This is a genomic window from Lacinutrix sp. Bg11-31, from assembly GCF_002831665.1.
Taxonomy (GTDB): Bacteria; Bacteroidota; Bacteroidia; order Flavobacteriales; family Flavobacteriaceae; genus Lacinutrix.
The window spans coordinates 2,309,216-2,333,763 of sequence record NZ_CP025118.1 but is presented as its reverse complement, the minus strand read 5'-3'; the positions used below and the strand labels follow the sequence as shown (position 1 = coordinate 2,333,763).

Below are 24,548 nucleotides of genomic sequence, written 5' to 3'. Positions count from 1 at the left end.
TTACTTAGAGAGTTCTGTAAAATGCTTATAAAAACCTGGAATGGTTTCAATACCTTTTAAATAATTCCATACGCCAAAGTGTTCGTTTGGGGAGTGTATTGCGTCACTATCTAGACCAAAGCCCATTAAAATAGTTTTGCTTTTTAACTCTTGCTCGAACAAGGCAACAATAGGAATGCTTCCTCCGCTACGTTGCGGAATTGGTGTTTTTCCAAAGGTTTCTTCGTAGGCTTTACTAGCTGCTTTGTAGCCAATACTGTCTATTGGTGTTACGTAACCTTGTCCGCCATGATGTGGTGTTACTTTTACTGTTACGCCTTTAGGAGCAATGCCTTCGAAATGGTTTTTAAATAATTCGGTTATATTTTCCCAATCTTGGTTTGGTACTAAACGCATAGATATTTTTGCAAATGCTTGACTAGCGATTACTGTTTTTGCTCCTTCACCTGTGTAACCTCCCCAAATTCCGTTAACGTCTAAGGTTGGTCTAATAGAATTACGCTCGTTAGTTGTATAACCAGCTTCTCCATAAACAGATTCGATATCTAATGCTTCTTTATAATCTTCTAAAGAGAAAGGCGCTTTTGCCATTTGTGCACGCTCGTCTAAAGATAATTCTTCTACATTATCGTAAAAACCAGGAATGGTGATGTGGTTGTTTTCGTCGTGAAGTGATGCTATCATTTTAGTTAGCACGTTTATTGGGTTTGCTACTGCTCCTCCATAAAGACCTGAATGTAAATCTCTGTTTGGTCCTGTAACTTCTACTTCTACATAACTTAAGCCACGTAATCCTGTTGTTATCGATGGTGTGTCTTTTGCAATCATTCCAGTATCTGAAATTAAGATTACATCGTTACTTAGTTTGTCTTGATTTTGTTTTACAAATTTGGCTAGGTTTACACTTCCAACTTCTTCCTCGCCTTCTATCATAAACTTAACGTTACAAGGTAATTGGTTTTGTGTTGTCATGTATTCCATGGCTTTAACATGCATGTACATTTGTCCTTTGTCATCGCATGCTCCACGTGCAAAAATTGCACCTTCGGGATGTAATTTTGTTTCCTTTATAACAGGTTCGAAAGGTGGAGATGTCCAAAGTTCTAGAGGGTCTGGTGGTTGTACATCGTAATGTCCATAAACTAAAATAGTTGGCAAGTTTTTATCTATTATTTTATGAGCATAGATAATTGGGTAACCTTCTGTTTCGCAAATTTCTACTACATCGCAACCTGCATCTGTTAAGCTTTTTGCAACTACGTCTGCCGTTTGTATAGTATGTTTTTTATAGGCAGAGTCTGCACTTATTGAAGGTATTTTAAGTAATTCTATAAGTTCGTCAAGAAAACGTTGCTTGTTTTCTTCTACGTAAGATTTTATGTTTTTCATTGAAAATGATTGAATTTATGTAAAAATACAAAAATGAAAATAATTTCTTTTAAGGTTGTTATGAATATTCAAACTATTGTTTATATTTGCAATCCGAAAATTATCGGAATAAGTTGCGGGCGTGGTGGAATTGGTAGACACGCTAGACTTAGGATCTAGTGCCGCGAGGTGTGAGAGTTCGAGTCTCTCCGCCCGTACAGAGTTAAAAAGCTTCAGTTTATACTGAAGCTTTTTTTGTTTTAATAATACGTCATTTTTTCAATGAAAATACGACTAAGCATTATAAAGCGTATTTTTGTATAATTTTAAAGCAATGATTAAAGACCTAAACGACAACATTAATTTACCTTTTTCGCTACAAATTAGTTTCAACAAACTAATTGAGCGCTATGAGGAATTAGCTAGTAGCGACGATCAATTTATTGCAGCTAAGGCTGGTCGTGTCTTAGAAATACGTAAGTTATATCCAATACTAAGCGAAGGTTTTAGTGAGACATCAGTATTAAAAAAACACGAAAAAGAAATTGGAATTTTACTACAAGATTCTTTTAGTGAAGTTTTAAGTTTGAATGAAATAAAAACGGCAAGTGTACCATATCATAATTTTATTTTTAATGCGTCTAAACGTTTTGAGAATATTATTAAAACTGCTGGACCAGATTTTGAATTGGTAATAAAAAATATGCCAGAAAACGATTGGTATATTTTAGGTTGTACTATTATAATGAGTTTTTGTTATAATTTTAATACAAACTTTAAACGACCGTTATATTACGAAATTCCAGATGCTAACGGTATTATAAGGATTTATAAAATTTTGTATAATGCAGATTTTATGGAAATTGTTGCAACAGATAAAGCTCCAAAATTAACGAAAGTTGATTTTGAAGAGTTATTAGATAATTTTGATAATATAGAGTTATGGAAAGAAAAGTTCCCGCCAAATAGTTACGTTTCTAAAGGATTTGTAATTTCTAATATTTTCGATGTAACAGACGATCAAGCAATATCTAACATTAAAACTACCTTAATTGGAAATAACAAACGTAAAGACGAAGGCTTTATGGAAGATTTTCAAAAGGTATTTAGATCATTATTAAATATAACCGATTTAGAGGTAGGTTTTTCTATATACAATAAAGAAGAAGATACTTTAATGAAAGTGCACGATTCTAGCATTAGTAGTTATTTGTTAAAGGCTAAAGAAGCGTTTAAGTGCGATAATTTATTTTGCCATTATAGCTATGATAAAATTTTAAAAGAAAAAACAAATTTTGCTATATCTGATGTTGATAGAAATTTTAAACGATCTAAAGGTCAGGCACCGCAAGTAAAAGTTTTAAAAGAACAAGGTATAAAAAGCGCCATTTTTGCACCAATAGCAGAAAATGGAGAGTTGTTAGCTGTTTTAGAGTTGGTATCTAAAACACCAAAAGCATTAAATAGTATAAATTCTAACAGGTTGGCAGATGTTATGCCGTTTATATTATCTGCTGTAAAACGCTCTAAAAGAGATGAAGAGAATTTAATTCAAGCCATTATTCAAAGAGAGTGTACTTCAATCCACCCAAGTGTAAAATGGAAATTTGAAAGTGCCGCAAGACAATTTATGCAAGAGGAATACGAAGGAGGAGAGAATCCTACTTTTAATAAAATAAGCTTCAATAATGTATATCCTTTATTTGGCCAAATAGACGTAAAAGGATCTTCGGAAGCTAGAAATAATACAACTCAAAAAGATTTATTACTTCAGCTTAAAATGGTCGAAAGAATTGTTGAATCTGCTTTTAAAGTTGAGAAATTACCAATTTTTGAACAGCTTCTATTTCAAATTAAAACCTATAAAAAAGATTTAAAAACTGATTTTAAAGTAGATAGTGAACAAAAAATTACTCAATTTTTTAAATCAGAAATAGAATCACTTTTTAAGTTTCAGTTAATATCAAAAACATATTTAACTAAAGAAATAGAAGACTATTACAGTAAAATAGATGATGATTTAGACGTTGTTTATTTCTACCGTAAAAATTATGACGACACCATAAGTTTAATTAATAAAAACATGTCGTCATTATTAGATAAAAAACAAGTTGAAGCACAAGCAATGTATCCTCACTTTTTTGAGCGTTTTAAAACGGATGGAGTAGAGCATAATATGTACATTGGAGAAGCAATAACAAAAGAGGATTCTTTTAACGAAATCTATCTTTACAACTTGCGTTTATGGCAAGTACAGGTTATGTTAGAAATGGAAAGAGCATTTTATGCTAAACAACACAAATATCCAATTGCTTTAGATGTTGCTTCTATGATTTTAGTGTTTAACCAACCATTATCTATTAGATTTAGAACAGACGAAAAACATTTTGATGTAGACGGAACTTACAATGCTAGATACGAAGTAGTTAAAAAACGTGTAGATAAAGCCAATATAAAAGGAACAAACGAACGGTTAACAGTTAAAGGGAAATTAGCTATAGTTTACTCTCAAAAACAAGATGAAGTCGAGTATCTACAATACATTAAATTCTTACAGTCTAAGCAAAAGTTAGGTGCTGAGGTTGAAATTTTAGAGCTTGAAGATTTGCAAGGCGTAACAGGTTTAAAAGCATTACGTGTTAATATTTTGTACCAAAAAGAATCTAATAAAAAGGAGTTTTATACTTACGAAGATTTAATGAGTGAGATTAAAAATTAAAGTTTTTAAACAACAGCACCATAAAACTTAAATGCTACAGCAAAAGCGATAACACTTACAATAATACCAATCATAAAAACGGTATACGTTACTCTTAACAAGTTGTATTTTCTATTTAATACTAAACCAAGAAAGTATAAGTCTTTAGTAAGTGAGCCGTAAAGGTAGTCTCTGTCTTGCATCATCTCAGTCATTGCCCATTCAAATTCATTTAACTTCATTTTATGAAAATTACCAAAGAATAATAAGTTTACCTTTTTATTAGCAACATCTTCTTTAGTAAATTTCCCGCTAGTTACATTTGGCCGCGTTGCTAAAACAGATAATATTATTGAAGCTACCGTAAAAAGAGCAAATATAAGTGTAGGCCAAATTAAATAATTATTTGACGGATTATCAAGTTTTGAAACTAAATTAGATAGCACTAAAGATATAATAATGGCATTTACAGATAATAGAATATTAGCTTTAGTATCTGCAATATCACTTAACGTAATATGGTTTTTTAGTGCCACTCTAAACATAGTTTCTATACCACGTTCTGGCAAGTCTAATTTTTCTTTTTTAAAATTTAACTCAGCTTTCTTTTGTTTTAATTTTGCTGTGTCTTCTTTTATTTTATTTTGGTTTTGAAGTAGTTTAGCTAGGTTTTTACCTTTTCTTTTTTCCCATTTTTTATTGGCTAGATCAGAGTAAAAAGTATGATTACTTAAAAAAGAGATATTATCCTTAATCCATTCTGGTTTAGTGAAGGTTTTGTTTTGAGTAAGCTCCCATTCTTTTTTTAGTAATGAGGCATAATCATTGTAGTTTTTACTCGAAATATGTGCGCAATCAGCATCTTTAATAAGGCCTTGTAATCTGTTTTTAGGCTCAGAACCCATTTTGGTCGCCAATATAATATTGGATATAGCTTTTATTTTTTCTTCAGAAATATTTTGGGATTTTAAAAAAGTAGAAGCAATAGTAACACTTTCTTCTTCATGGTTTTTAATTGTTTTAGTAAATCCAGTATCATGAAACCATGCAGCGACTAGTAATTCAAGCTTTTCATCTTCATTTAAGTTGCTGTCTTCAATCAATTCTTTAGCTTTCTCAACAACACGTTGGGTATGTGCTATATTGTGATATACAAACTTTGAGTCTAAGTTTGTATTTAAATAGCTTATAACAAATTTTTCAGCTTCAATAACGAGATTATTCATAAAAATTGATGATTTTAAGTAAAAATACTAAACTTTAATTAACCTAAAGGCTTTGTCGTAAATACTAAATTTACTTTCAATAAGAAATAACTATTGTTATTGTAAATATTTAAACGTTATTCCGACTATAGAATAACTTTAAGAATATATAACAACAAGTATTAGTATATTTATAAGTCTAAAACCAACCAGAGTGAAAATATCTTCAAGATTAATAATAGTACTTATAAGTTTTTTCTTTTTAAATGCTTGCGCAACATATAAAGCACAGTATAAAACAAGTAAAAAGGTAAGAATATATCCAAGCAAAACGTTAGAACATTCTTTTTATTTAATTGGTGATGCTGGAAATTCTCCTATTGGAGAGATTTCTTCTCCATTAAAAGCTTTTAAAACAGAGTTAAGCTCTGCTCCTAAAAACAGTACAGCTATTTTTTTAGGCGATAATATTTACGAAAAAGGAATGCCAGAAAAATCAAGTAAAAATAGAACGTTTGCAGAGCATCAGCTAAACACGCAAACAGGAGCTGCACAAAATTTTAAAGGTGAAGCTATTTTTATTCCAGGAAATCATGATTGGTATAGCAATGGTTTAAAAGGCTTAAAACGCCAAGAGAAATATGTCGAAGATAAATTAGGAAAAAACACCTTTTTACCAGAAAATGGATGCCCAATTACTAACATTCATATAAGCGACGATATAGAACTTATTATAATCGATAGCCACTGGTTTGTTACCAATTGGGATAATCATCCAACAATTAATGATGATTGCGAAATTAAAACAAGAGCTCGTTTTTTCGATGAGTACAGTAGTTTAATAAAGAAAGCAAGAAACAAAACTACTATAGTTGCAATGCATCATCCTATGTATTCTAATGGGTCTCATGGAGGGCAGTTTACCTTTAAAGATCACATGAAACCAATTCTTGTTTTAGGAACACTAAAAAATGTAATAAGAAAAACTAGTGGTCTTGCAAATGTAGATTTACAACACAAGAGCTATAGAGATTTAAAACAACGTTTGGTAACGATCTCTCAAGAGAATAAAGGTGTTGTTTTTGTGTCTGGACACGAACATAATTTACAATACATTGTAGAAGATAATTTACACCAAATAGTTAGTGGTTCTGGATCTAAAGTGTCTGCAACACGTAATGTTGGAGGAGGTCAATTTTCTTATGGAACACTTGGTTATGCTCGATTAGACGTTTTTAAAGATGGCTCGTCTTATGTGCGTTTTTATTCTTCCGAAGATAAAAAAGTTGTTTTCGAAACAGAGGTTCTATGTCCAAGAGAAGGTAAATTGGAAGCAACATATTCTAACACTTTTCCAAAGGAAAAAGCCGCATCAATTTATACAGAAGAAGAAACTGAAGCAACTGGTGTTAAGAAATTTCTTTGGGGAGAACGCTATAGAAAACAATTTAGCACTAAAGTAAATGCTCCAACAGTTAATCTAGACACTTTATTTGGAGGCTTAAAACCTGTTAGAAAAGGCGGTGGAAACCAGTCTAAATCTTTGAGATTAGAAGCTAAAAATGGTGCTCAATATGTTATGAGAGCACTTCGAAAAAATGCTGTACAATATTTACAAGCAACGGTATTTAAAGATCAATATATAGAAGGACAATTTAACGATACCTCTACCGAAGCTCTGGTTTTAGATGCCTTTACAGGATCTCATCCTTATGCTCCTTTTGCTATTGGTACATTGTCTGATGCTGTAAATATATACCATACAAATCCAGTTTTGTATTACGTGCCAAAACAAAACGCGCTTAGTTCTTTTAATTCAGAGTTTGGAGATGAGTTATATATGATTGAAGAACATACCTCGGAAGGGCATAGTAATTTAGCAAGCTTTGGATTTCAAGATGAAATAATAAGTACAGACGATATGATGAAGAAGATTCATAAAGACGAGGATATTGTTATAGATGAAGCTTCCTACATAAGAGCGCGTTTGTTCGATATGCTTATTGGTGATTGGGATAGGCATCAAGACCAATGGCGTTGGATAGAGTTTAAGGAAAATGGAAAAAAAGTGTATCGTCCTCTTCCTCGAGATCGTGATCAAGCATTTTCTAAAATGTCTGATGGGTTTTTGTTGGGTTCTGCGGTGGTATTAGCACCTACTATAAGATTATTACGTAAGTATAATGAAGATTTGGTAGATGTAAAAGGTATTAATATTGAGCCTTATCCATTAGATATGGAACTTATTCAGCAGTCTAATAAAGCAGTATGGGATGCTCAAGTTGCTATAATTCAAAAAGGAATTACTGATGAAATTATAGAGAAAGCTTTTTTAAATTTTCCTAAAGAAGTACGTGATGAAAGTTTAGAGGATATTAAAAGAAAATTAAAGGGAAGACGAAATAATCTTCAAAAAATTTCTAATCGTTATTTTAAAGTTGTCAATGCTTTTGCAGTAATTAAAGGTACAAATAAAGACGATTGGTTCGATGTAGAACGCCTACCAGAAGGTCTTACAGAGGTTACGGCTTATAGAATAAAGGGTGGAGAGAAAGGTGAGGTTTTTCATAATAGAATATATAATTATAATGAGACAAAAGAAATTTGGATTTATGGTTTAGATGATGACGATGTTTTTCATGTATTTGGAGACGGAAAATGTAGAACGAGAGTACGTTTAATTGGAGGTCAAAATAAAGACACCTATAATATTCAAAACGGCAATAGAGTTTCGTTTTACGACTATAAGACTAAAGAAAGTAAAGTCATCACTAATAAAGGACATAAAAAACTAATAGACGATTACCAGACTAATGTTTACGATTATAAAAAACTTAAAGCGAATACAAACCAATTAATTCCAACGTTTGGTTCAAATCCAGACGATGGGTTTAAAATAGGTGTAGTTAATACTTATACTAGTTATGGTTTTGAGCGCAATCCTTTTACATCTCAACATACTTTGGGAGCATCTTATTATTTTGCAACAAATGGATTTGATCTAAATTATAAAAGTGAATTTGCAAATGCTATTGGACGTTTTAATTTAGGGTTAGAGGCTAAATTTACTAGTCCAAATTATGCAATTAATTTCTTTGGTTACGGTAATAACACACCAAATCTAGAAGCAGATGAGGATGCTGATTTGGATTTTAATAGAGTGAAATTAAGGAAACTTCATGTTTCTCCATCAATTATTTGGAGAGGTAGATTGGGATCAAGTTTTAAAGCTGGAGTTGTTTATGAATCTTTAGAAATTGAAGACACAAACGGACGATTTATCAATCAGTTTATTGGTGATAATACCGAATTAAGCGATAGTTTTTATGGTCTAGATGCAAAATATGAATTCGAAAATAAAGACAACAACGCGTTTCCTACTTTAGGAATGCAAGTTGCTTTAAATGTTGGGTATAAAAATAATATCGACTCTAGTAAAGGTTTTGTTTATGTTATTCCAGAGGTAGGTTTCGACTATAAATTAATTCCTAGTGGGCAATTAGTATTGGCTACAAATTTAAGAGGACATTTTAATTTAGGTGATGATTTTGAGTTTTATCAAGCAGCTACTTTAGGAGCAAATACAGGTTTAAGAGGTTATAGAAACGAGCGATTTACAGGAAAGAGTGCTTTTGTGCAGTCTACAGATGTGAGGTGGAATTTTAATAATCTTAAAACTGGATTAATACCAATTAGTATTGGTATGTATGGAGGTTTCGATTATGGACGTATTTGGGTTGATAATGATTTAGTATTGGATACTACATTTCATTCTAACAGATGGAACACATCTGTAGGAGGAGGCGTTTTTGTTACAATGGCAAATATGATGACTGCTAATATTTCAACATTTACTAGTGATGATGGTTTGCGTGTAGCATTTAAAGTCGGATTTGGTTTTTAGAAAAATTAATCTAAAGTATAACTATAAATATTACCATCATGCTTATTGGTCTCATCAGTAATTATGATGGTTTTATTATTTAAAAAGCTAACACCTTCTTTCTGTGAGTCATGTTTAAAAGAAAGAGAATTAATCTCTCCTCCAAAAAAATATTCATTATCAAAATTTGATAATTGCCAAACCTTTTCATGGTTTAATAGTACTATGGTTTTTCCGTCTTCGCTAATATCTGCGGAAGTAATCTTGTTGTTCTTTTCTTTAAATTTGTATGTAGTTACTAACTCTGCTATTTGAGTACCCGTTTTGTTTTCAATTTTAAAAACATTGGTGTGTTTTTGGTTTTTAGAAAAAACATAGAAATAATTATTCCATAAAAAGAAACTTTCAAAATCTTCAGATTTTGTATTCTCTGGCAATGTGAAATTTATAATTTCAGCTTCGGCTTCTTTCTTAGTGTTTTCAATGTTAGACACTTTATAGATGGTGAATTTTTTCCTTTTATGGTTGTTGTTTCCAAAGTCTCCAACATAAATATTGCCTTCATTATCTGTTGCTAAATCTTCCCAATCTTTGTTTTTAGCATTAGTAATAGTAATAATTTTTGCAATGTTACCTTTGCTATTAAGCGCATACAAATTATTAGTATTTCCTGCGTCTTCAATTACCCAATATAAACTAGAGTTTTCTATTGTAGCTATAGCTGAAACTTCTTCTAAGGAGTTGTCAATACCTGCTAAAACTTCTAGATTTCCGGTGTTACAAGAAAAGAAAAGTAAACTTAAAATGAATAACGGTTTTAATGTAAATGTCATAAATTGTAATTTATATTTGTAGCGCATATATTAAGCCAAAACTATTAATTATATCATAAACTATTACTAAAATGTCAAGACCTTTAAAATTTGGACATAGAGGAGCAAAAGGATATGTTGCAGAAAACACTGTCGAATCTATTTTAAAAGCAATTGAACTAGGAGTAGATGGTATAGAAATAGATGTGCATAAATGTAAATCTGGAGAGCTAGTTGTTTTTCACGATTTTACTGTAGATAGAATAACTAATGGAACAGGAGAGATTTCTAGTTTTACACTCAAAGAATTAAAAGGTCTAATGGTTTTAGATCATTATCAAATACCAACTTTAATCGAAGTGTTAGATGCAATAGATAGAAAATGTATTCTTAATATTGAATTAAAAGGAAAAGGTACAGCTTCAAAAACTGTTGGTTTAATTGAAAACTATATAGAAAAGCACAATTGGAATTATAACGATTTTATTGTGTCAAGTTTTAAAAATGAAGAAATAGGAGCAGTTTTTAGTATCAACAAAAAAATACCATTAGGAGTTCTCATAGAATCTAATTTTGACAAAGCAATAGTTTTTGCAAAAAGTATTAATGCTGTTGCAATACATCCAGACTATACTATGCTAACTAAAGAAAATGTAGAAGAAGCACAAGCTGAAGGTTTTAATATTAATACTTGGACTGTTAACACACCTCAAGCAATTAAAAGAATGAAATCTTATAACGTAAATGCAATAATTAGTGATTTCCCAGATAGATTATGATTGAAAAAGACGTAATAATAGTAGGAGGAGGAGCCTCAGGTTTTTTTGCAGCAATTAATATAGCAGAGCAAAATCCAGGCATAAAGGTCACGATTTTAGAACGTGGAAAAGAGGTGTTAACAAAGGTGAAAGTTTCTGGAGGAGGACGTTGTAATGTAACACATGCAGAGTTTATTCCGCAAGATTTAGTTACCAATTATCCAAGAGGAGAAAAAGAGTTGTTAGGACCTTTTCATACGTTTATGACAGGTGATACAATCGCTTGGTTCGAAGAACGAGGAGTAGAACTTAAGATAGAAGAAGATGGACGCATGTTCCCTGTCTCTAACAGCTCTCAAACCATTATAGATTGTTTTCTAAATGAAGCAAAAAAGCATAATGTTGAGGTGTTAAGGAACGAACCTGTAGTAAGTTTAGTGCATCAAGAAAATAGTTGGATAGTTAATACCAAAACAGATAGTCTTGTCTGTAAAAAACTAATTATCGCAACAGGAAGTAATCCTAAAATATGGAAGGTGTTAGAAAATTTAGGACATACAGTAACTTCTCCTGTTCCTTCACTTTTTACTTTTAATATTAAAGACGATCGTATTAAAGATATTCCAGGAGTTGTAGCAAAAAATGTTAATGTTAAAGTGGTCGATTCAAATTTAGAATCCGATGGTCCACTGCTTATCACACATTGGGGAATGAGTGCGCCTTCTATTTTAAAACTCTCTGCCTTTGGTGCTTTAGAATTAGCAAAAAGAGCGTATAAATTTACTATTGAAGTCAATTTTATTAATACAGATTATAATATTGCAATATTACAATTAAATGATATAAAGAAAGAGCTAAACAAAAAGAAAATTATAAATTATACACAGTTCGATTTGCCAAAACGTTTATGGCATCAATTAGTATTGGCATCGCAAATAGATTTAGAAACACGTTGGGCAGATTGTACAAAAGTTCAAATTGAGAATTTAGCAAAACAGCTTACTACTGCAATTTTTAATGTAGATGGTAAAAGTACATTTAAAGAAGAGTTTGTTACTGCAGGTGGTGTAAATTTAAAAGAAGTGAATTTTAAAACATTTGAAAGTAAATTACATGAAGACCTATACTTTGTTGGAGAGGTTTTAAATATTGATGCTGTTACAGGTGGATTTAATTTTCAAAACGCTTGGACTGGAGCATATATTGTATCACAAAATATTTTTAAAAAATGAAAACATACATTGCTTTAATTAGAGGAATTAATGTTGGTGGACATAAAAAAGTGCCAATGGCAATTTTACGCGATGTATTAAGTAAAGCAGGTTTTAATGAAGTAAAAACATATATACAAAGTGGAAATGTGGTTTTTCAGGCTTCAGAAAAGAAAAACAAGGATATAGAAAAAATAATTCAACAAACTATCGAGTCTCATTTTGGATTTAACGTGCCAATTTTAGTAAAAACAAAAGAAGAGCTTCAGTTAATTTTTGATTCTTGTGTTTTTTCAGAAGAAAAAAAGAAAAAAAGTTATTTCATTTTATTAGATCAAATACCAGATGTTAAGCTGGTAAAAGAAGCACATACGATTGCTTTAGAAAATGAAGAATTCTCAATTGTAAATAACTGTATTTACTTTTATTCTTCAACAGGTTATGGTCGCACAAAATTTAACATGAATAGCTTCGAGAAAAAGTTGATAATTAATGCAACATCAAGAAACTATAATACAATCAATAAATTATTGGAGCTTGCTTAGTGTTTTTCTGGATTCTTAATACAATCCCAAGACATTTTAAGAGCATCAGCTATTTGTTTCTTATTCATTTCTAACTCTCCTTTAAATTTTAATCTTGTTGCAGAAATTACGTTACCAAAACTCATTTGCATAATTAATCTTAGGTTAACATCTGTAAGGTCTTTACTTAAAATACTAGCTAAAAAGAAATCTCTTATATGCAGAAAATGAGAGATGTTTTTTGTTCTTATTTCTGATGTAATAATTGGAGGTACACCAACAAATTCTATAAATTTAAACGCTAATGGGTTGCCTACGAAATAGTTATATAGATTGAGCCACATGGTTTCAAATTGTTTCTTAACGTCATTTTCAGGTACGTTAGCCATCAATACAACACCAAAATCTTGGCAAATCATAGAATATATTTCCTCTATAATCTGTTCTTTATTTTTAAAATAGTGATAAATAGTTCCAACTGCAACACCAGCTTCTTTAGCGACTTGAGACATAGGAGTTGCATGCACACCTTGTTCCACCACTAGTTCTAGCATTGTAAGAATAATTCTTTGTTTTTTATCCATTATAGTTTTACCCTATATAGGGTTTTTAAAGCTTCGAGTTGAGAGAATTAAGGGACCTCTAAAAGCTAATGTTAGTTTATTTTAGCAATAGTTAATTAATCTAACACACAATCTAAATTTGCTAATTTTATGTAAATTACTTCGGCAAACATCACTAAGCCGAATGAATGAATGTTATCAAGGCAAAGTAGAGATTTTAAATAGAATTAAAAACTATATTTGTGGAAATTCTTTTTTGCATGTCTATAAATAAGTTTATTCTTACAGATTTATTAAATAAAGCGATAAATGGTGAAACTTCTTGGTCTTCACCAAGTAACATCGCTTTAGTTAAATATTGGGGAAAGAAAGAAAATCAAATACCCGAAAACCAATCTATTAGTTTTACATTAGAGAGTTGTAAAACAATAACGAAGTTAACTTACTCTAAAAAAGAAACAGAAAGTGATAATTATTCTTTTCAAGTTTTTTTAGATAAAATACATAAACCAGATTTCGAACCAAAAATCAGAACTTTTTTTGAAAGAATTGAAAGCTACTTGCCTTTTTTAAAAGAATACCATTTTAAAATTGAAACAGGAAATACTTTTCCTCACAGTTCTGGAATAGCTTCTTCTGCATCAGGAATGAGTGCTTTGGCATTATGCTTAATGAGTATTGAAAAAGAGTTAAATCCAGAAATAACTGAGGCAGACTTTATTCAAAAAGCATCATTTTTAGCAAGATTAGGCTCTGGAAGTGCATGTAGAAGTCTAGAAGGCGATTTGGTTGTTTGGGGAGAACACAAAAATATTGAAGGCAGTAGCGATTTATTTGGTGTAAAATACCCTTACAAAGTTCACGATAATTTTAAAAATTATCAAGACACTATTTTATTAGTAGATAAAGGTGAAAAACAAGTAAGCAGTACAGTTGGACATGACTTAATGCATGGTCATCCTTTTGCTAAAGAGCGTTTTAAGCAAGCTGAAGAAAACATAACAAAAATTAAAACAATCCTAGAATCTGGAGATTTAGATGCGTTTATTGCACTTATTGAAAGTGAAGCACTAACGCTTCATGCCATGATGATGACGAGCATGCCTTATTTTATTTTAATGAAACCCAACACACTTGAAATAATTAACAAAATTTGGAGTTTTAGAAAAGAAACAGGGTTACATATTAGCTTTACCTTAGATGCAGGCGCAAATGTTCATATTTTGTATCCTGAAAAAGAAACCAATGCTATTCTTGAATTCATTAAGACAGAGTTAGTTGCATATTGTCAAAACGGTCATTATATTTGCGATAGAATTGGTTTTGGTGCAAAACAATTGTAAATTTATAGCCAAGAACTTAAATAATATATGAAAGGTCCACTTTTCTATTCAAAAATCCTACTTTTCGGAGAATATGGAATCATTAAAGATTCTAAAGGATTATCAATACCATATAACTTCTATAATGGTGCTTTAAAGACAGATGAAAATCCTAACGAAGCAGCCATGAAGTCTAACGAAAGTTTAATAAAATTCGCTTCATATTTAAAAAATATAAGTAAAGATTTAGTTGTTTTTGAAATCGAGAAACTTACTGCAGATGTAGAAACTGGCATGTATTTTGATTCATCAATACCTCAAGGTTATGGTGTTGGAAGTAGTGGAGCATTAGTAGCTGCTATTTACGATAAGTATGCTCTTAATAAAATTACAGTTCTAGAAAACCTTACAAGAGAAAAGTTGCTTCAACTTAAAGCTGTTTTTGCTGAAATGGAGTCTTTCTTCCATGGAAAATCTTCAGGTTTAGATCCCTTAAATAGTTACTTGAGCTTACCAATACTTATCAATTCTCAAGATAATATTGAAGCTACAGGAATACCAACTCAAAGTACATCTGGAAAAGGTGCAGTATTTTTATTAGATAGTGGTATTACCGGTGAAACAGCACCAATGGTTAGTATTTTTATGGAAAACATGAAGCAAGAAGGTTTCCGTAATATGCTAAAAACACAGTTTATAAAACATACAGACGCTTGTGTTGAGGATTTTTTAAAAGGAGATATAAAGTCTCTTTTTAGTAATACCAAACAATTGTCTAAAGTGGTGCTTAATAATTTTAAACCAATGATACCTGCTCAGTTTCATGAGCTTTGGAAAAAAGGAATTGAAACTAACGATTATTACCTTAAACTTTGCGGTTCTGGAGGAGGAGGTTATATTTTAGGTTTTACCCAAGATATTAATAAAGCAGAACAATCACTTAAAGATTATAAGTTAGAAGTGGTGTATAATTTCTAGACTTCGACTTTTTTTATTGTCTCGAAATTTCGAGAGGAACCAATATTTTATCAAATTAGCGTTTAAACTTTATGTTTACGAGAAAGCAGAAACACATTCTAATCAAGTTCTTTAGTCTGTTTTCCGTTGTTCGTGGTTATAACATTCTTATTATTGTACTTGCTCAATATCTAACTTCTGTTTACATATTTGCTCATGATAAGCCAGTAAAAAAAGTATTGTTAGATGTTAATTTACTAATGCTTGTATTGGCATCAGCAGCAGTAGTAGCAGCAGGTTATATAATCAATAATTTTTACGATTCTGAAAAAGATTTAATTAACAGGCCTAACAAATCGATGTTAGATAAACTGGTAAGCCAAAACACAAAATTATCATTTTACTTCGTATTAAACTTCTCAGCAATTGTAATGGCAAGTTACGTGTCGTTTAATCCTGTATTATTCTTTTCGGCTTATATATTTGCCATTTGGTTTTACTCGCATAAACTAAAAAAGAGGCCTATAATTGGTAATATTGTGTCTGCTCTTTTAACAATAGCACCATTTTTTGCAACTTTTATCTACTATAAAAATTTCGATACAGTCATTTTTGTACATGCTTCGTTTTTGTTCTTAATTATTGCTATTAGAGAGCTTGCAAAAGATTTAGAAAACATGAAAGGTGATTTAGCATTAAATTATAGGACCATTCCTGTGGTTTATGGAGAAAAAACATCAAAAAAAATGATTACTCTTTTAATCGTTTTAACGCTCATTCCATTGTATTTGCTAATAACTAGATTCGAAATTGGTTACATGACGTATTATTTTTATGGAGCAGTAATCCTGCTTGTGATTTTTCTTTCTTTATTATGGAAATCAACTACGAAATCACATTACATAATACTTCATAATATTCTTAAAGTTATTATTGTCGCAGGTGTATTTAGTATATTGTTAATTGATGTAGACTTAGTTCTTAAACGTATTTTATAATGGAAAACACTCTTAAAATAGCAATGGCACAAATTTCTCCTGTGCTTTTAAATAAAATAGAAACACTTAAAAAAGTAGAATATTCTATTATAGAAGCTGGTAAAAAAGACTGCGAACTTATTGTTTTTGGAGAAGCCTTAGTGCCAGGTTATCCGTTTTGGGTGGCTTTAACTGGTGGAGCAGAATGGGATACTAAAGTAAATAAGAAATTGCATGCAGAGTATGTGCGAAACTCTATTCAAATTGAAGAAGGAGAACTAGACTCTATTTGCAAATTAGCTAAGCAACATAATATTGCAGTCTATTTAGGTATAATGGAACGCGCAAAAAACAGAGGAGGCCATTCAATTTATGCCTCACTTGTTTATATTAATGCGTTAGGTGAAATAAAATCTGTACATAGAAAACTTCAACCAACTTATGACGAAAGACTAACGTGGTCTCCAGGAGATGGAAACGGATTACAAGTGCACAGTTTAAAACAATTTACAGTTGGCGGACTTAATTGTTGGGAAAATTGGATGCCATTACCAAGAACAGCATTATACGGTTTGGGTGAAAACCTACACATTGCAGTTTGGCCAGGAAGCGACCATAATACAAAAGATATAACACGCTTTATAGCAAGAGAATCGCGCTCTTTTGTGGTTTCAGTTTCTAGTTTAATGACTAAAGAAATGTTCCCGAAAAACACGCCTCATCTTGATTTAATACTAAAAGATTGTCCAGATGTTTTAGCAAATGGAGGCAGTTGCATTGCAGGACCAGATGGCGAATGGATTATTGAACCTGTTCTGCATAAAGAAGGATTAATAATACAAGAAATAGATTTTAATCGAGTATACGAAGAGCGTCAAAATTTCGATCCAGTTGGTCATTATTCGCGTCCAGATGTTACGAAACTTACCGTAAATAGAGAAAGACAATCTACAGTGGAATACAAGGATTAATTACTCTCGTTGTTTAAGTGAATTAAACGACCTGTAATCTTAATAATTAGAAATCAATAGATTATAGCGAAGTCCTTAATAAACAAAGCATTAATTAAGTATAGCGCATGTTAAATTATAAACTATCTTTGCATCCTCAAAAATAGTTGAGAATAAAATTATAAGTAATGAGTAAACAAGGAGGACAAAGACAAGGAAAATCTGCTCCAAATGGAGGAAAGAAAGCTTACAAGAATAATTCAGGAAAAGATAATACTGGAATAAACAACTCGAACTCTAAAGGAAAAAAAGCAGCACAACCTAAAAAAGGAGCTATTTCAGACGAAATTCGTTTAAATAAATATATCGCTAATTCTGGTGTTTGCTCACGTCGTGATGCAGATGTGCATATTGCAACTGGTTTAGTAAGTGTTAACGGGAAAGTAGTCGTGGAAATGGGCTATAAAGTGAAGTTGGATGACGAAGTGCGTTACGATGGTGCAAGAATTAATCCAGAGAAAAAGGCTTACGTTTTATTAAATAAGCCAAAAGGTTTCGCAACAACAACAAGTGAGCATAAAGGTAGAACGGTTATGGATTTGGTAGCAAACGCTACACCATCTCGTATAAAGCCAATAGGACGTTTAGGAAGGAATTCTACTGGCTTATTATTATTTACAAACGATGCTAAAGTTGTATCGCGTTTTACGAGTTCTAACAAAGGTGTAGAACGTTTATTTCATTTAGAATTAGATAGTAATTTAAAGCTAGACGATTTAAAGAAAATTCGCGAAGGACTTCGTATTGAAGGTAAGTTAATTACTGTAGAAGAAATTGACTATGTAAACGATAAGAAAAACGAAATAGGTATAAAAATTAAGAATACAGGTAATACTGTATTACATACCATATTCGATTATTTTAAACACGAATTAGTAAGAATAGATTGCGTGCAAATAGCACACTTAACTAAAAAAGATATTCCAAGAGGTAACTGGAAAATATTAACAGAACAAGAAGTACAAATGTTAATGATGATGTAGTATTGAACACCTTTAATTTTAAAAAAAAATCGAGCTTGTGCTCGATTTTTTTTGTTTTAGATCTAGGTAATATGCGTTTTAAAACGATACTATAAACTGTTGTTTTCTTTTTTTACTTAAATAGCACTATTCAATGTGTTGTTTTTATGTTTTAAAAACGTCTTCATCACTTTGTAATTCAATTGATTATGTGATATTTGTTTGTTGTAAAAAAATATTATCTTTTTTATTTGTAATTCAAAAAAAAGTATTTCATTTGTATAGACAAAAATAATACTTACTCTTTAGTAATTATTATAGCTGAACAAATTGAACCATGTTTATACGTTCGGGCTTTTGGACATTAGGAAGTCATTTTCAAAAGCAGCTTATAGATTAAGCAACCGAATTTTAGAGCTAACTTCCGCTTTAACTACAATTGTTGCTAGCCAGCACAATTACGGCTTCGTGCCTACAACAGACCTAATTATACAGGTCTGAATTCCTCACTATTATTTAAACTGAACTAAATTTCAGTAACTTTAATTGTTTCCAATTTTAACATTTTTATAAATAATAATGAATACAAAATACATTGATTTAATCAATCAAACTTTCGATTTCCCTCAAGATGAATTCAAACTAGAAAAAAACCAATTACAATTTCATGATATTGATCTTATGAAATTAGTAGAAGAATATGGTGGGCCTTTAAAATTCACTTATTTACCACAAATATCTAACAACATCCAACGTGCAAAACAATGGTTTGCAAACGCAATAGAAAAGCATGGTTATAAAGGAAATTATAACTATTGTTATTGTACTAAGAGTTCACATTTTAAACATGTTTTAAACGAAGCTTTAAAAAACGATATTCATATAGAAACATCATCTGCTTTCGATATCGATATTGTAGAAAACCTTAAAGCCGAAGGAAAGATAACAAACGACACTTTTATAATTAGTAATGGTTTTAAACGTGCGCAATACATTACAAATATTGCAAGATTAATAAACAGCGGACAAAAAAACTGTATTCCAATTATAGACAATTACGAGGAGATAGATTTATTGTCTGAACAAGTAAAAGGTAAATTTAATATTGGTATTCGTATCGCATCAGAAGAAGAGCCGAAATTCGAATTTTACACGTCACGCTTAGGTATTGGTTACAAGAATATTGTTCCTTTTTATAAAAACCAAATTCAGGATAATAAAAAGGTAAACCTTAAAATGTTACACTTCTTTATTAACACAGGAATTCGCGATAACGCCTATTACTGGAACGAATTACAAAAATGTTTAAAAGTTTATACAAGCTTAAAGAAAATTTGTCCAAGTTTAGACAGCTTAAATATTGGAGGCGGATTTCCTATTAAAAATTCATTAGTATTCGATTTCGATTATGAGTATTTAGTAGACGAAATAGTAAATCAAATAAAAACAACATGTGAAGAAGAAGGTGTAGATGTGCCAAATATTTTTACTGAGTTTGGAAGCTTTACAGTAGGAGAAAGTGGAGGAGCTATTTACGAGATACTTTACCAAAAGCAACAAAACGATCGTGAGAAATGGAACATGATAAATTCTTCTTTCATCACAACATTACCAGATACTTGGGCAATTAACAAACGTTTTATAATGTTACCGCTTAACAGATGGGAATCTAGTTACGAGCGTGTTTTACTTGGTGGTTTAACTTGCGATAGCGACGATTATTACAATAGTGAACAGCATATGAATGCTATTTATTTACCAAAATACAACAAAGAAAAACCATTATATATTGGCTTTTTTAATACAGGTGCATACCAAGAAACTATAGGAGGTTTTGGAGGTTTGCAACACTGCTTAATACCGTCGCCAAAACACATTTTAATAGATAAAGATGCAGACGGAAATATAACAACAAAACTATTTAGTGAACAACAAAAAAGTGAAGACTTACTTAAAATTTTAGGTTATGCAAAGTAAAACTTATGCAGGTATTTCGGAAGAGTTTTCGAAACTTGAAACAGCAAAAATCGTGTTAATTCCTGTGCCTTACGATGGTACTAGTACTTGGCAAAAAGGAGCAGATAAAGGTCCTGAAGCATTTTTAAATGCATCAGAAAACATGGAGCTTTACGATATTGAAACAGAGACAGAAGTTTATAAAAAAGGTATTTATCTTGCCGATGCAGTAACAGAAAGTGCTTCACCAGAAGCAATGGTAGAAGCTGTGCATAAAGCAACAAAAAGCTACATAAAAAAGAACAAATTTGTTACTATTTTTGGAGGAGAACATTCAATTTCTATAGGTACTATTCGTGCTTTTAACGAAATGTACACAAACCTTACTGTATTACAATTAGATGCACATGCAGATTTGCGTAAGGAATACGAAGGTTCAAAATGTAATCATGCTTGTGCTGTTTACGAAGCTAGCCAGACTACAAACTTAATACAAGTTGGTATTCGTTCTATGGACGTTATTGAAACTACGGTTATGGACAAGGAGAAAACTTATTTTGCTCATGAAATGGCAATTGATGATACTTGGGTGGACTCTTCAATAGACCAGATGACAGAAAATGTTTTTATTACAATAGATTTAGATGTTTTCGATCCTTCAATTATGCCAAGTACTGGAACTCCAGAACCAGGCGGATTATTATGGTACGAAACACTAGAATATTTAAAACAAGTTTTTGCTGAAAAAAATGTAGTAGGTTTTGATATTGTAGAATTATGTCCTAATAAAGAGGAGAAATCCTCAGATTTTTTAGCAGCTAAATTGTATTACAAAATGTTGAGTTACAAATTTAAAAGTGAAGATGCTGAAAACGATTTTGATAATGAATTTAAGACTTTAAAAGAAAAAAATAACAGTGCAAAATACAACGAAGACGATGAGTACTAAAGGACCAATTTCTCAATTTATAGAAAAACATTATTTACATTTTAATGCAGCAGCTTTGGTTGATGCAGCAAAAGGTTACGAAGCACAATTAGAAAGTGGCGCAAAAATGTTAGTGTCGCTTGCAGGAGCTATGAGTACAGCAGAACTAGGTAAAAGTTTTGCAGAAATGATTAGACAAGATAAAGTGCAAATTATCTCTTGTACAGGTGCAAACCTTGAGGAAGACATAATGAACTTAGTCGCGCATTCACATTACAAACGTGTGCCTAACTATCGCGATTTAACACCTCAAGACGAATGGGATTTGTTGGAGAAAGGACTAAATCGTGTTACAGATACATGTATTCCAGAAGAGGAAGCTTTCCGTAGATTACAAAAACACATTGTAAAAATTTGGAAAGATGCCGAAGCTGCTGGAGAACGTTTTTTACCACACGAGTACATGTACAAAATGTTATTATCTGGTGTTTTAGAGGAGTACTACGAAATAGATTTAAAAGATTCATGGATGTATGCTGCAGCAGAAAAAAACTTGCCTATTGTTTGCCCAGGTTGGGAAGACAGTACAATGGGTAATATTTTTGCAAGCTACGTCCTTAAAGGAGAGCTTAAGGCTAGTACAGTTAAATCTGGTATTGAGTACATGACATTTTTAGCAGATTGGTACACAGATAATTCATCTAAAGGTATTGGCTTCTTCCAAATTGGCGGCGGAATTGCAGGCGATTTCCCTATTTGTGTAGTACCAATGTTATACCAAGATATGGAGCGTCCAGAAACACCGTTTTGGAGTTACTTCTGTCAAATAAGTGACTCTACAACAAGTTACGGTTCGTATTCTGGAGCAGTGCCAAACGAGAAAATCACTTGGGGAAAACTAGATATAGATACTCCAAAGTTTATAATAGAAAGTGATGCTACAATTGTTGCACCTTTAATATTTGCATACCTTTTAGGTGAGTAATGGAAGATCATAAAATAGAAAATATCGAATTAAAGTACTTAACTGTGGACGATTTTGAGGAATTAAAATCGGCAACACTTGAGTCTTACGGTGGTGTTCTTGATTCTTTTTGGAAGAAAGATCACATCGCGCGTTTAACTACTATTTTTCCAAAAGGTCAAGTGGTTATTAAAATCGACGGAAAATTAGCTGGTTGCGCTTTGTCCCTTGTTGTAGATTATGATTTGATTGATGATGAGCATACTTATGCCGATATAATTAAAGGAGATTCGTTTAAAAATCACGATCCAGATGGAGATGTGCTTTACGGTATTGATGTTTTTATAAAACCAGAATATAGAGGGTTGCGTTTAGGACGACGCTTGTATGATTATAGAAAAGAAATTTGTGAAAACTTAAATTTAAAGGGAATCGTTTTTGGTGGAAGAATGCCAAACTACCACAAACATAAAGAGTTTACACCTAAAGAGTATATAGAAAAAGTAAAACGTAAAGAAATTCATGATCCAGTTTTAAACTTTCAAATTTCTAACGATTTTCATCCTGTACGTGTTTTAAAAGGCTATTTAGAAGGAGATACTGCATCAAATGAATATGCGGTGTTAATGGAGTGGGATAATATCTACTATACTAAAAAAAGTAAAAAAGCAAGTACAATTAAAACTGTTGTTAGATTAGGTTTAATACAATGGCAAATGCGTACTTATAATAGCTTGGAAGAGTTAATGCAGCAAGTAGAGTATTTTGTAGATAGTGTAGCAGCTTATAGATCAGATTTCGCGCTATTTCCAGAATTCTTTAATGCACCGCTTATGGCTAAATACAACCATTTACATGAGCCAGATGCTATTAGAGAATTAGCAAAGTATACTAAAGTAATTGTAGAGAAAATGCAACAATTATCTATCTCTTATAACATTAATATTATAACTGGTAGTATGCCAGAATTAATAGAAGATAAGTTATTTAACGTAGGTTATTTATGTAGAAGAGATGGGAGTTTAGAGCGATACGAAAAAATACACGTTACACCAGACGAAGCTAAGGTTTGGGGAATGCAACGCGGTAATAAATTGCAAACGTTTGAAACCGATGCAGGAAAAATAGGCATACTAATTTGTTATGATTCTGAGTTTCCAGAGCTATCTCGTTTACTTGCAGATGAAGGTATGGATATTCTTTTTGTACCGTTTTTAACAGATACTCAAAATGGTTATTCTCGTGTGCGTTTGTGCGCTCAAGCACGTGCAATAGAAAACGAATGCTACGTTGCAATTGCAGGATCTGTAGGTAACTTGCCAAATGTAAATAACATGGACATCCAATATGCGCAATCTGCCGTATTTACTCCATGCGATTTTTCGTTTCCAAGTAATGGAATTAAAGCCGAAGCAACCACAAACACAGAGATGATTTTAGTTGCAGATGTAGATTTAAGTTTGTTAAGAGAATTACATTCTTTTGGTGCAGTTAAAAACTTAAAGGATAGACGAAAAGATTTTTACAATGTTGTAAGAATTGATAATAGTAAATAGTATTTTTATATAAAATAAGATGATGATTTCGCTAAAGTGGAATTAAAAATAATAAGTAATGAAAAACAGACACGAACATTTAAAGAGAGTTATAGTGGACTTTAAAAAATTAACTCCAGAAATTTTGGCAATGTTAGTCGAAAAATTTCCTGATGGTTATGATGATCGCGATGTAGTCTCTTTTAGAAACGCAAAAAATGAGTTAATTGAAGCTGTAGAACTTATTACCGAAGACACAAAATATTTGGTAAAAGTAAGTGAGAAGTTAGAAGTAACTATGGATAATTATGATGAAGACGATTACGAAGACTTCGATGATAATGATCCAGAAGCAGTGCAAGATCCAGAAATGGAAGATAGCGATGACGACTTTTAAAAAGAAAATAGAATTATTTTAATAACATTAAAACGATAAAAAGCGAGCATATAATAACTACTATTTTGGACAAGAGATTACCTTATTTTACTTAGAGTAAAATATAGTTTTCAAAGATTTTTAAATAACAATAAAACTATTCAAAATGAAGTCAAAAAATATAATACAAATAGTACTAGTAAGTGTTTTTATGTTAACAATATCAAGCTTTAAAAGTGAAACAAAAACCGCTTCAATAAATCAAGAAGAGAAAACAATCTCAACTATTTTCGATGGTGCTGAAGATTACGGATATAATTTTATTTTTACTAATGATGATGAAGATGAAAGTACAATAACGTTTCAAAATGTTAATGATGATGTTTTAGAAGCTTTCGATTTAAAATCTGAAGCATTAGTTGGCACAAGTATGAAAGTAACTTATACAGTTGTAATTGAAACAGAAGAGGATGAAGATGGTTTTGAAAGTGAAACTGAAATTCTAACAATTACAAAATTAGAACAAATATAAAAATAGT

The 24,548-nt window shown here is 31.4% G+C and carries 20 protein-coding genes and 1 tRNA gene; 17 read left to right on the top strand and 4 right to left on the bottom strand.

Annotated features, from left to right (window positions below; genetic code table 11):
• Window positions 1–1,389 (bottom strand): dipeptidase, encoded by a 1,389-nt coding sequence (locus CW733_RS10485; protein ID WP_100997131.1) that lies wholly within the window; start codon window positions 1,387–1,389, stop codon window positions 1–3.
• 115 nt (window positions 1,390–1,504) lie between these two features.
• Between CW733_RS10485 and CW733_RS10480 the strand changes: the two genes are divergently transcribed.
• A tRNA-Leu gene (locus CW733_RS10480) sits at window positions 1,505–1,586 on the top strand.
• A gap of 116 nt (window positions 1,587–1,702) precedes the next feature.
• Window positions 1,703–4,087 (top strand): GAF domain-containing protein, encoded by a 2,385-nt coding sequence (locus tag CW733_RS10475; protein WP_100997130.1) that lies wholly within the window; start codon window positions 1,703–1,705, stop codon window positions 4,085–4,087.
• A 5-nt stretch (window positions 4,088–4,092) separates the two neighbouring features.
• Here the strand turns inward: CW733_RS10475 and CW733_RS10470 are convergent, their stop codons facing one another.
• Window positions 4,093–5,292: a Pycsar system effector family protein gene (locus CW733_RS10470; protein ID WP_100997129.1), complete on the bottom strand. Its 1,200-nt coding sequence runs from the start codon at window positions 5,290–5,292 to the stop codon at window positions 4,093–4,095.
• A gap of 193 nt (window positions 5,293–5,485) precedes the next feature.
• Between CW733_RS10470 and CW733_RS10465 the strand changes: the two genes are divergently transcribed.
• A complete protein-coding gene (locus CW733_RS10465) occupies window positions 5,486–9,175 on the top strand; it encodes a metallophosphoesterase (RefSeq protein ID WP_100997128.1) in 3,690 nt (1,229 codons plus the stop codon).
• A gap of 5 nt (window positions 9,176–9,180) precedes the next feature.
• Here the strand turns inward: CW733_RS10465 and CW733_RS10460 are convergent, their stop codons facing one another.
• A complete protein-coding gene (locus CW733_RS10460; RefSeq protein ID WP_100998783.1) occupies window positions 9,181–9,987 on the bottom strand; it encodes a hypothetical protein in 807 nt (268 codons plus the stop codon).
• Between the two features lie 71 nt (window positions 9,988–10,058).
• On the opposite strand from CW733_RS10460, the gene CW733_RS10455 reads away from it, so the two are divergent.
• From CW733_RS10455 to CW733_RS10445, 3 genes are read left to right on the top strand one after another with little or no spacing between them, the layout of a single operon-like run.
• Entirely contained in the window at window positions 10,059–10,745 is a 687-nt protein-coding gene (locus CW733_RS10455) for a glycerophosphodiester phosphodiesterase family protein (RefSeq protein ID WP_100997127.1), read from the top strand.
• A complete protein-coding gene (locus CW733_RS10450) occupies window positions 10,742–11,956 on the top strand; it encodes an NAD(P)/FAD-dependent oxidoreductase (RefSeq protein WP_100997126.1) in 1,215 nt (404 codons plus the stop codon). The genes CW733_RS10455 and CW733_RS10450 overlap by 4 nt, the downstream gene beginning before the upstream one ends.
• A complete protein-coding gene (locus CW733_RS10445) occupies window positions 11,953–12,480 on the top strand; it encodes a DUF1697 domain-containing protein (protein WP_100997125.1) in 528 nt (175 codons plus the stop codon). Before CW733_RS10450 ends, CW733_RS10445 begins: the two co-directional genes overlap by 4 nt.
• On the opposite strand, the gene CW733_RS10440 is transcribed toward CW733_RS10445, so the two are convergent.
• Entirely contained in the window at window positions 12,477–13,043 is a 567-nt protein-coding gene (locus tag CW733_RS10440) for a TetR/AcrR family transcriptional regulator (RefSeq protein ID WP_100997124.1), read from the bottom strand. The two genes, CW733_RS10445 and CW733_RS10440, sit on opposite strands and share 4 nt — an antisense overlap.
• 239 nt (window positions 13,044–13,282) lie before the next feature.
• Between CW733_RS10440 and CW733_RS10435 the strand changes: the two genes are divergently transcribed.
• From CW733_RS10435 to CW733_RS10385, 11 genes are all read left to right on the top strand, one after another.
• Window positions 13,283–14,365, top strand: a complete 1,083-nt coding sequence (locus CW733_RS10435) for a diphosphomevalonate/mevalonate 3,5-bisphosphate decarboxylase family protein (protein ID WP_100997123.1) — start codon at window positions 13,283–13,285, stop codon at window positions 14,363–14,365.
• Between the two features lie 27 nt (window positions 14,366–14,392).
• Window positions 14,393–15,322: a mevalonate kinase gene (locus tag CW733_RS10430; RefSeq protein WP_100997122.1), complete on the top strand. Its 930-nt coding sequence runs from the start codon at window positions 14,393–14,395 to the stop codon at window positions 15,320–15,322.
• Window positions 15,323–15,393: 71 nt separating this feature from the next.
• Window positions 15,394–16,299, top strand: coding sequence for a geranylgeranylglycerol-phosphate geranylgeranyltransferase (locus CW733_RS10425; RefSeq protein ID WP_100997121.1), 906 nt, complete (start codon window positions 15,394–15,396; stop codon window positions 16,297–16,299).
• On the top strand, window positions 16,299–17,249 hold the full coding sequence (locus CW733_RS10420) for a carbon-nitrogen hydrolase family protein (protein WP_100997120.1): 951 nt from the start codon (window positions 16,299–16,301) through the stop codon (window positions 17,247–17,249). Before CW733_RS10425 ends, CW733_RS10420 begins: the two co-directional genes overlap by 1 nt.
• Before the next feature lie 167 nt (window positions 17,250–17,416).
• Entirely contained in the window at window positions 17,417–18,271 is an 855-nt protein-coding gene (locus CW733_RS10415; protein ID WP_100997119.1) for a pseudouridine synthase, read from the top strand.
• A 558-nt stretch (window positions 18,272–18,829) separates the two neighbouring features.
• Window positions 18,830–20,227 (top strand): arginine decarboxylase, encoded by a 1,398-nt coding sequence (locus CW733_RS10410; protein WP_100997118.1) that lies wholly within the window; start codon window positions 18,830–18,832, stop codon window positions 20,225–20,227.
• The gene (speB, locus tag CW733_RS10405; RefSeq protein WP_100997117.1) at window positions 20,217–21,155 is read left to right on the top strand and encodes an agmatinase; all 939 of its coding nucleotides are present in this window, start codon (window positions 20,217–20,219) and stop codon (window positions 21,153–21,155) included. Before CW733_RS10410 ends, speB begins: the two co-directional genes overlap by 11 nt.
• Window positions 21,145–22,119, top strand: a complete 975-nt coding sequence (locus CW733_RS10400) for a deoxyhypusine synthase family protein (protein WP_055434856.1) — start codon at window positions 21,145–21,147, stop codon at window positions 22,117–22,119. Before speB ends, CW733_RS10400 begins: the two co-directional genes overlap by 11 nt.
• Window positions 22,119–23,654 (top strand): carbon-nitrogen hydrolase family protein, encoded by a 1,536-nt coding sequence (locus CW733_RS10395; RefSeq protein ID WP_100997116.1) that lies wholly within the window; start codon window positions 22,119–22,121, stop codon window positions 23,652–23,654. Before CW733_RS10400 ends, CW733_RS10395 begins: the two co-directional genes overlap by 1 nt.
• Before the next feature lie 58 nt (window positions 23,655–23,712).
• The gene (locus CW733_RS10390; RefSeq protein WP_100997115.1) at window positions 23,713–24,030 is read left to right on the top strand and encodes a hypothetical protein; all 318 of its coding nucleotides are present in this window, start codon (window positions 23,713–23,715) and stop codon (window positions 24,028–24,030) included.
• 145 nt (window positions 24,031–24,175) lie between these two features.
• Window positions 24,176–24,541, top strand: coding sequence for a hypothetical protein (locus tag CW733_RS10385; protein ID WP_100997114.1), 366 nt, complete (start codon window positions 24,176–24,178; stop codon window positions 24,539–24,541).
• Window positions 24,542–24,548: the final 7 nt, after the last annotated feature.

What these genes read in the sequence shown, in the direction of transcription:
- CW733_RS10485 (WP_100997131.1), bottom strand. Translation starts at nt 1,389, where the DNA reads ATGAAAAACATAAAATCTTACGTAGAAGAAAACAAGCAACGTTTTCTT.
- CW733_RS10475 (WP_100997130.1), top strand. Translation starts at nt 1,703, where the DNA reads ATGATTAAAGACCTAAACGACAACATTAATTTACCTTTTTCGCTACAA.
- CW733_RS10470 (WP_100997129.1), bottom strand. Translation starts at nt 5,292, where the DNA reads ATGAATAATCTCGTTATTGAAGCTGAAAAATTTGTTATAAGCTATTTA.
- CW733_RS10460 (WP_100998783.1), bottom strand. Translation starts at nt 9,987, where the DNA reads ATGACATTTACATTAAAACCGTTATTCATTTTAAGTTTACTTTTCTTT.
- CW733_RS10455 (WP_100997127.1), top strand. Translation starts at nt 10,059, where the DNA reads ATGTCAAGACCTTTAAAATTTGGACATAGAGGAGCAAAAGGATATGTT.
- CW733_RS10450 (WP_100997126.1), top strand. Translation starts at nt 10,742, where the DNA reads ATGATTGAAAAAGACGTAATAATAGTAGGAGGAGGAGCCTCAGGTTTT.
- CW733_RS10445 (WP_100997125.1), top strand. Translation starts at nt 11,953, where the DNA reads ATGAAAACATACATTGCTTTAATTAGAGGAATTAATGTTGGTGGACAT.
- CW733_RS10440 (WP_100997124.1), bottom strand. Translation starts at nt 13,043, where the DNA reads ATGGATAAAAAACAAAGAATTATTCTTACAATGCTAGAACTAGTGGTG.
- CW733_RS10435 (WP_100997123.1), top strand. Translation starts at nt 13,283, where the DNA reads ATGTCTATAAATAAGTTTATTCTTACAGATTTATTAAATAAAGCGATA.
- CW733_RS10430 (WP_100997122.1), top strand. Translation starts at nt 14,393, where the DNA reads ATGAAAGGTCCACTTTTCTATTCAAAAATCCTACTTTTCGGAGAATAT.
- CW733_RS10425 (WP_100997121.1), top strand. Translation starts at nt 15,394, where the DNA reads ATGTTTACGAGAAAGCAGAAACACATTCTAATCAAGTTCTTTAGTCTG.
- CW733_RS10420 (WP_100997120.1), top strand. Translation starts at nt 16,299, where the DNA reads ATGGAAAACACTCTTAAAATAGCAATGGCACAAATTTCTCCTGTGCTT.
- CW733_RS10415 (WP_100997119.1), top strand. Translation starts at nt 17,417, where the DNA reads ATGAGTAAACAAGGAGGACAAAGACAAGGAAAATCTGCTCCAAATGGA.
- CW733_RS10410 (WP_100997118.1), top strand. Translation starts at nt 18,830, where the DNA reads ATGAATACAAAATACATTGATTTAATCAATCAAACTTTCGATTTCCCT.
- speB (WP_100997117.1), top strand. Translation starts at nt 20,217, where the DNA reads ATGCAAAGTAAAACTTATGCAGGTATTTCGGAAGAGTTTTCGAAACTT.
- CW733_RS10400 (WP_055434856.1), top strand. Translation starts at nt 21,145, where the DNA reads ATGAGTACTAAAGGACCAATTTCTCAATTTATAGAAAAACATTATTTA.
- CW733_RS10395 (WP_100997116.1), top strand. Translation starts at nt 22,119, where the DNA reads ATGGAAGATCATAAAATAGAAAATATCGAATTAAAGTACTTAACTGTG.
- CW733_RS10390 (WP_100997115.1), top strand. Translation starts at nt 23,713, where the DNA reads ATGAAAAACAGACACGAACATTTAAAGAGAGTTATAGTGGACTTTAAA.
- CW733_RS10385 (WP_100997114.1), top strand. Translation starts at nt 24,176, where the DNA reads ATGAAGTCAAAAAATATAATACAAATAGTACTAGTAAGTGTTTTTATG.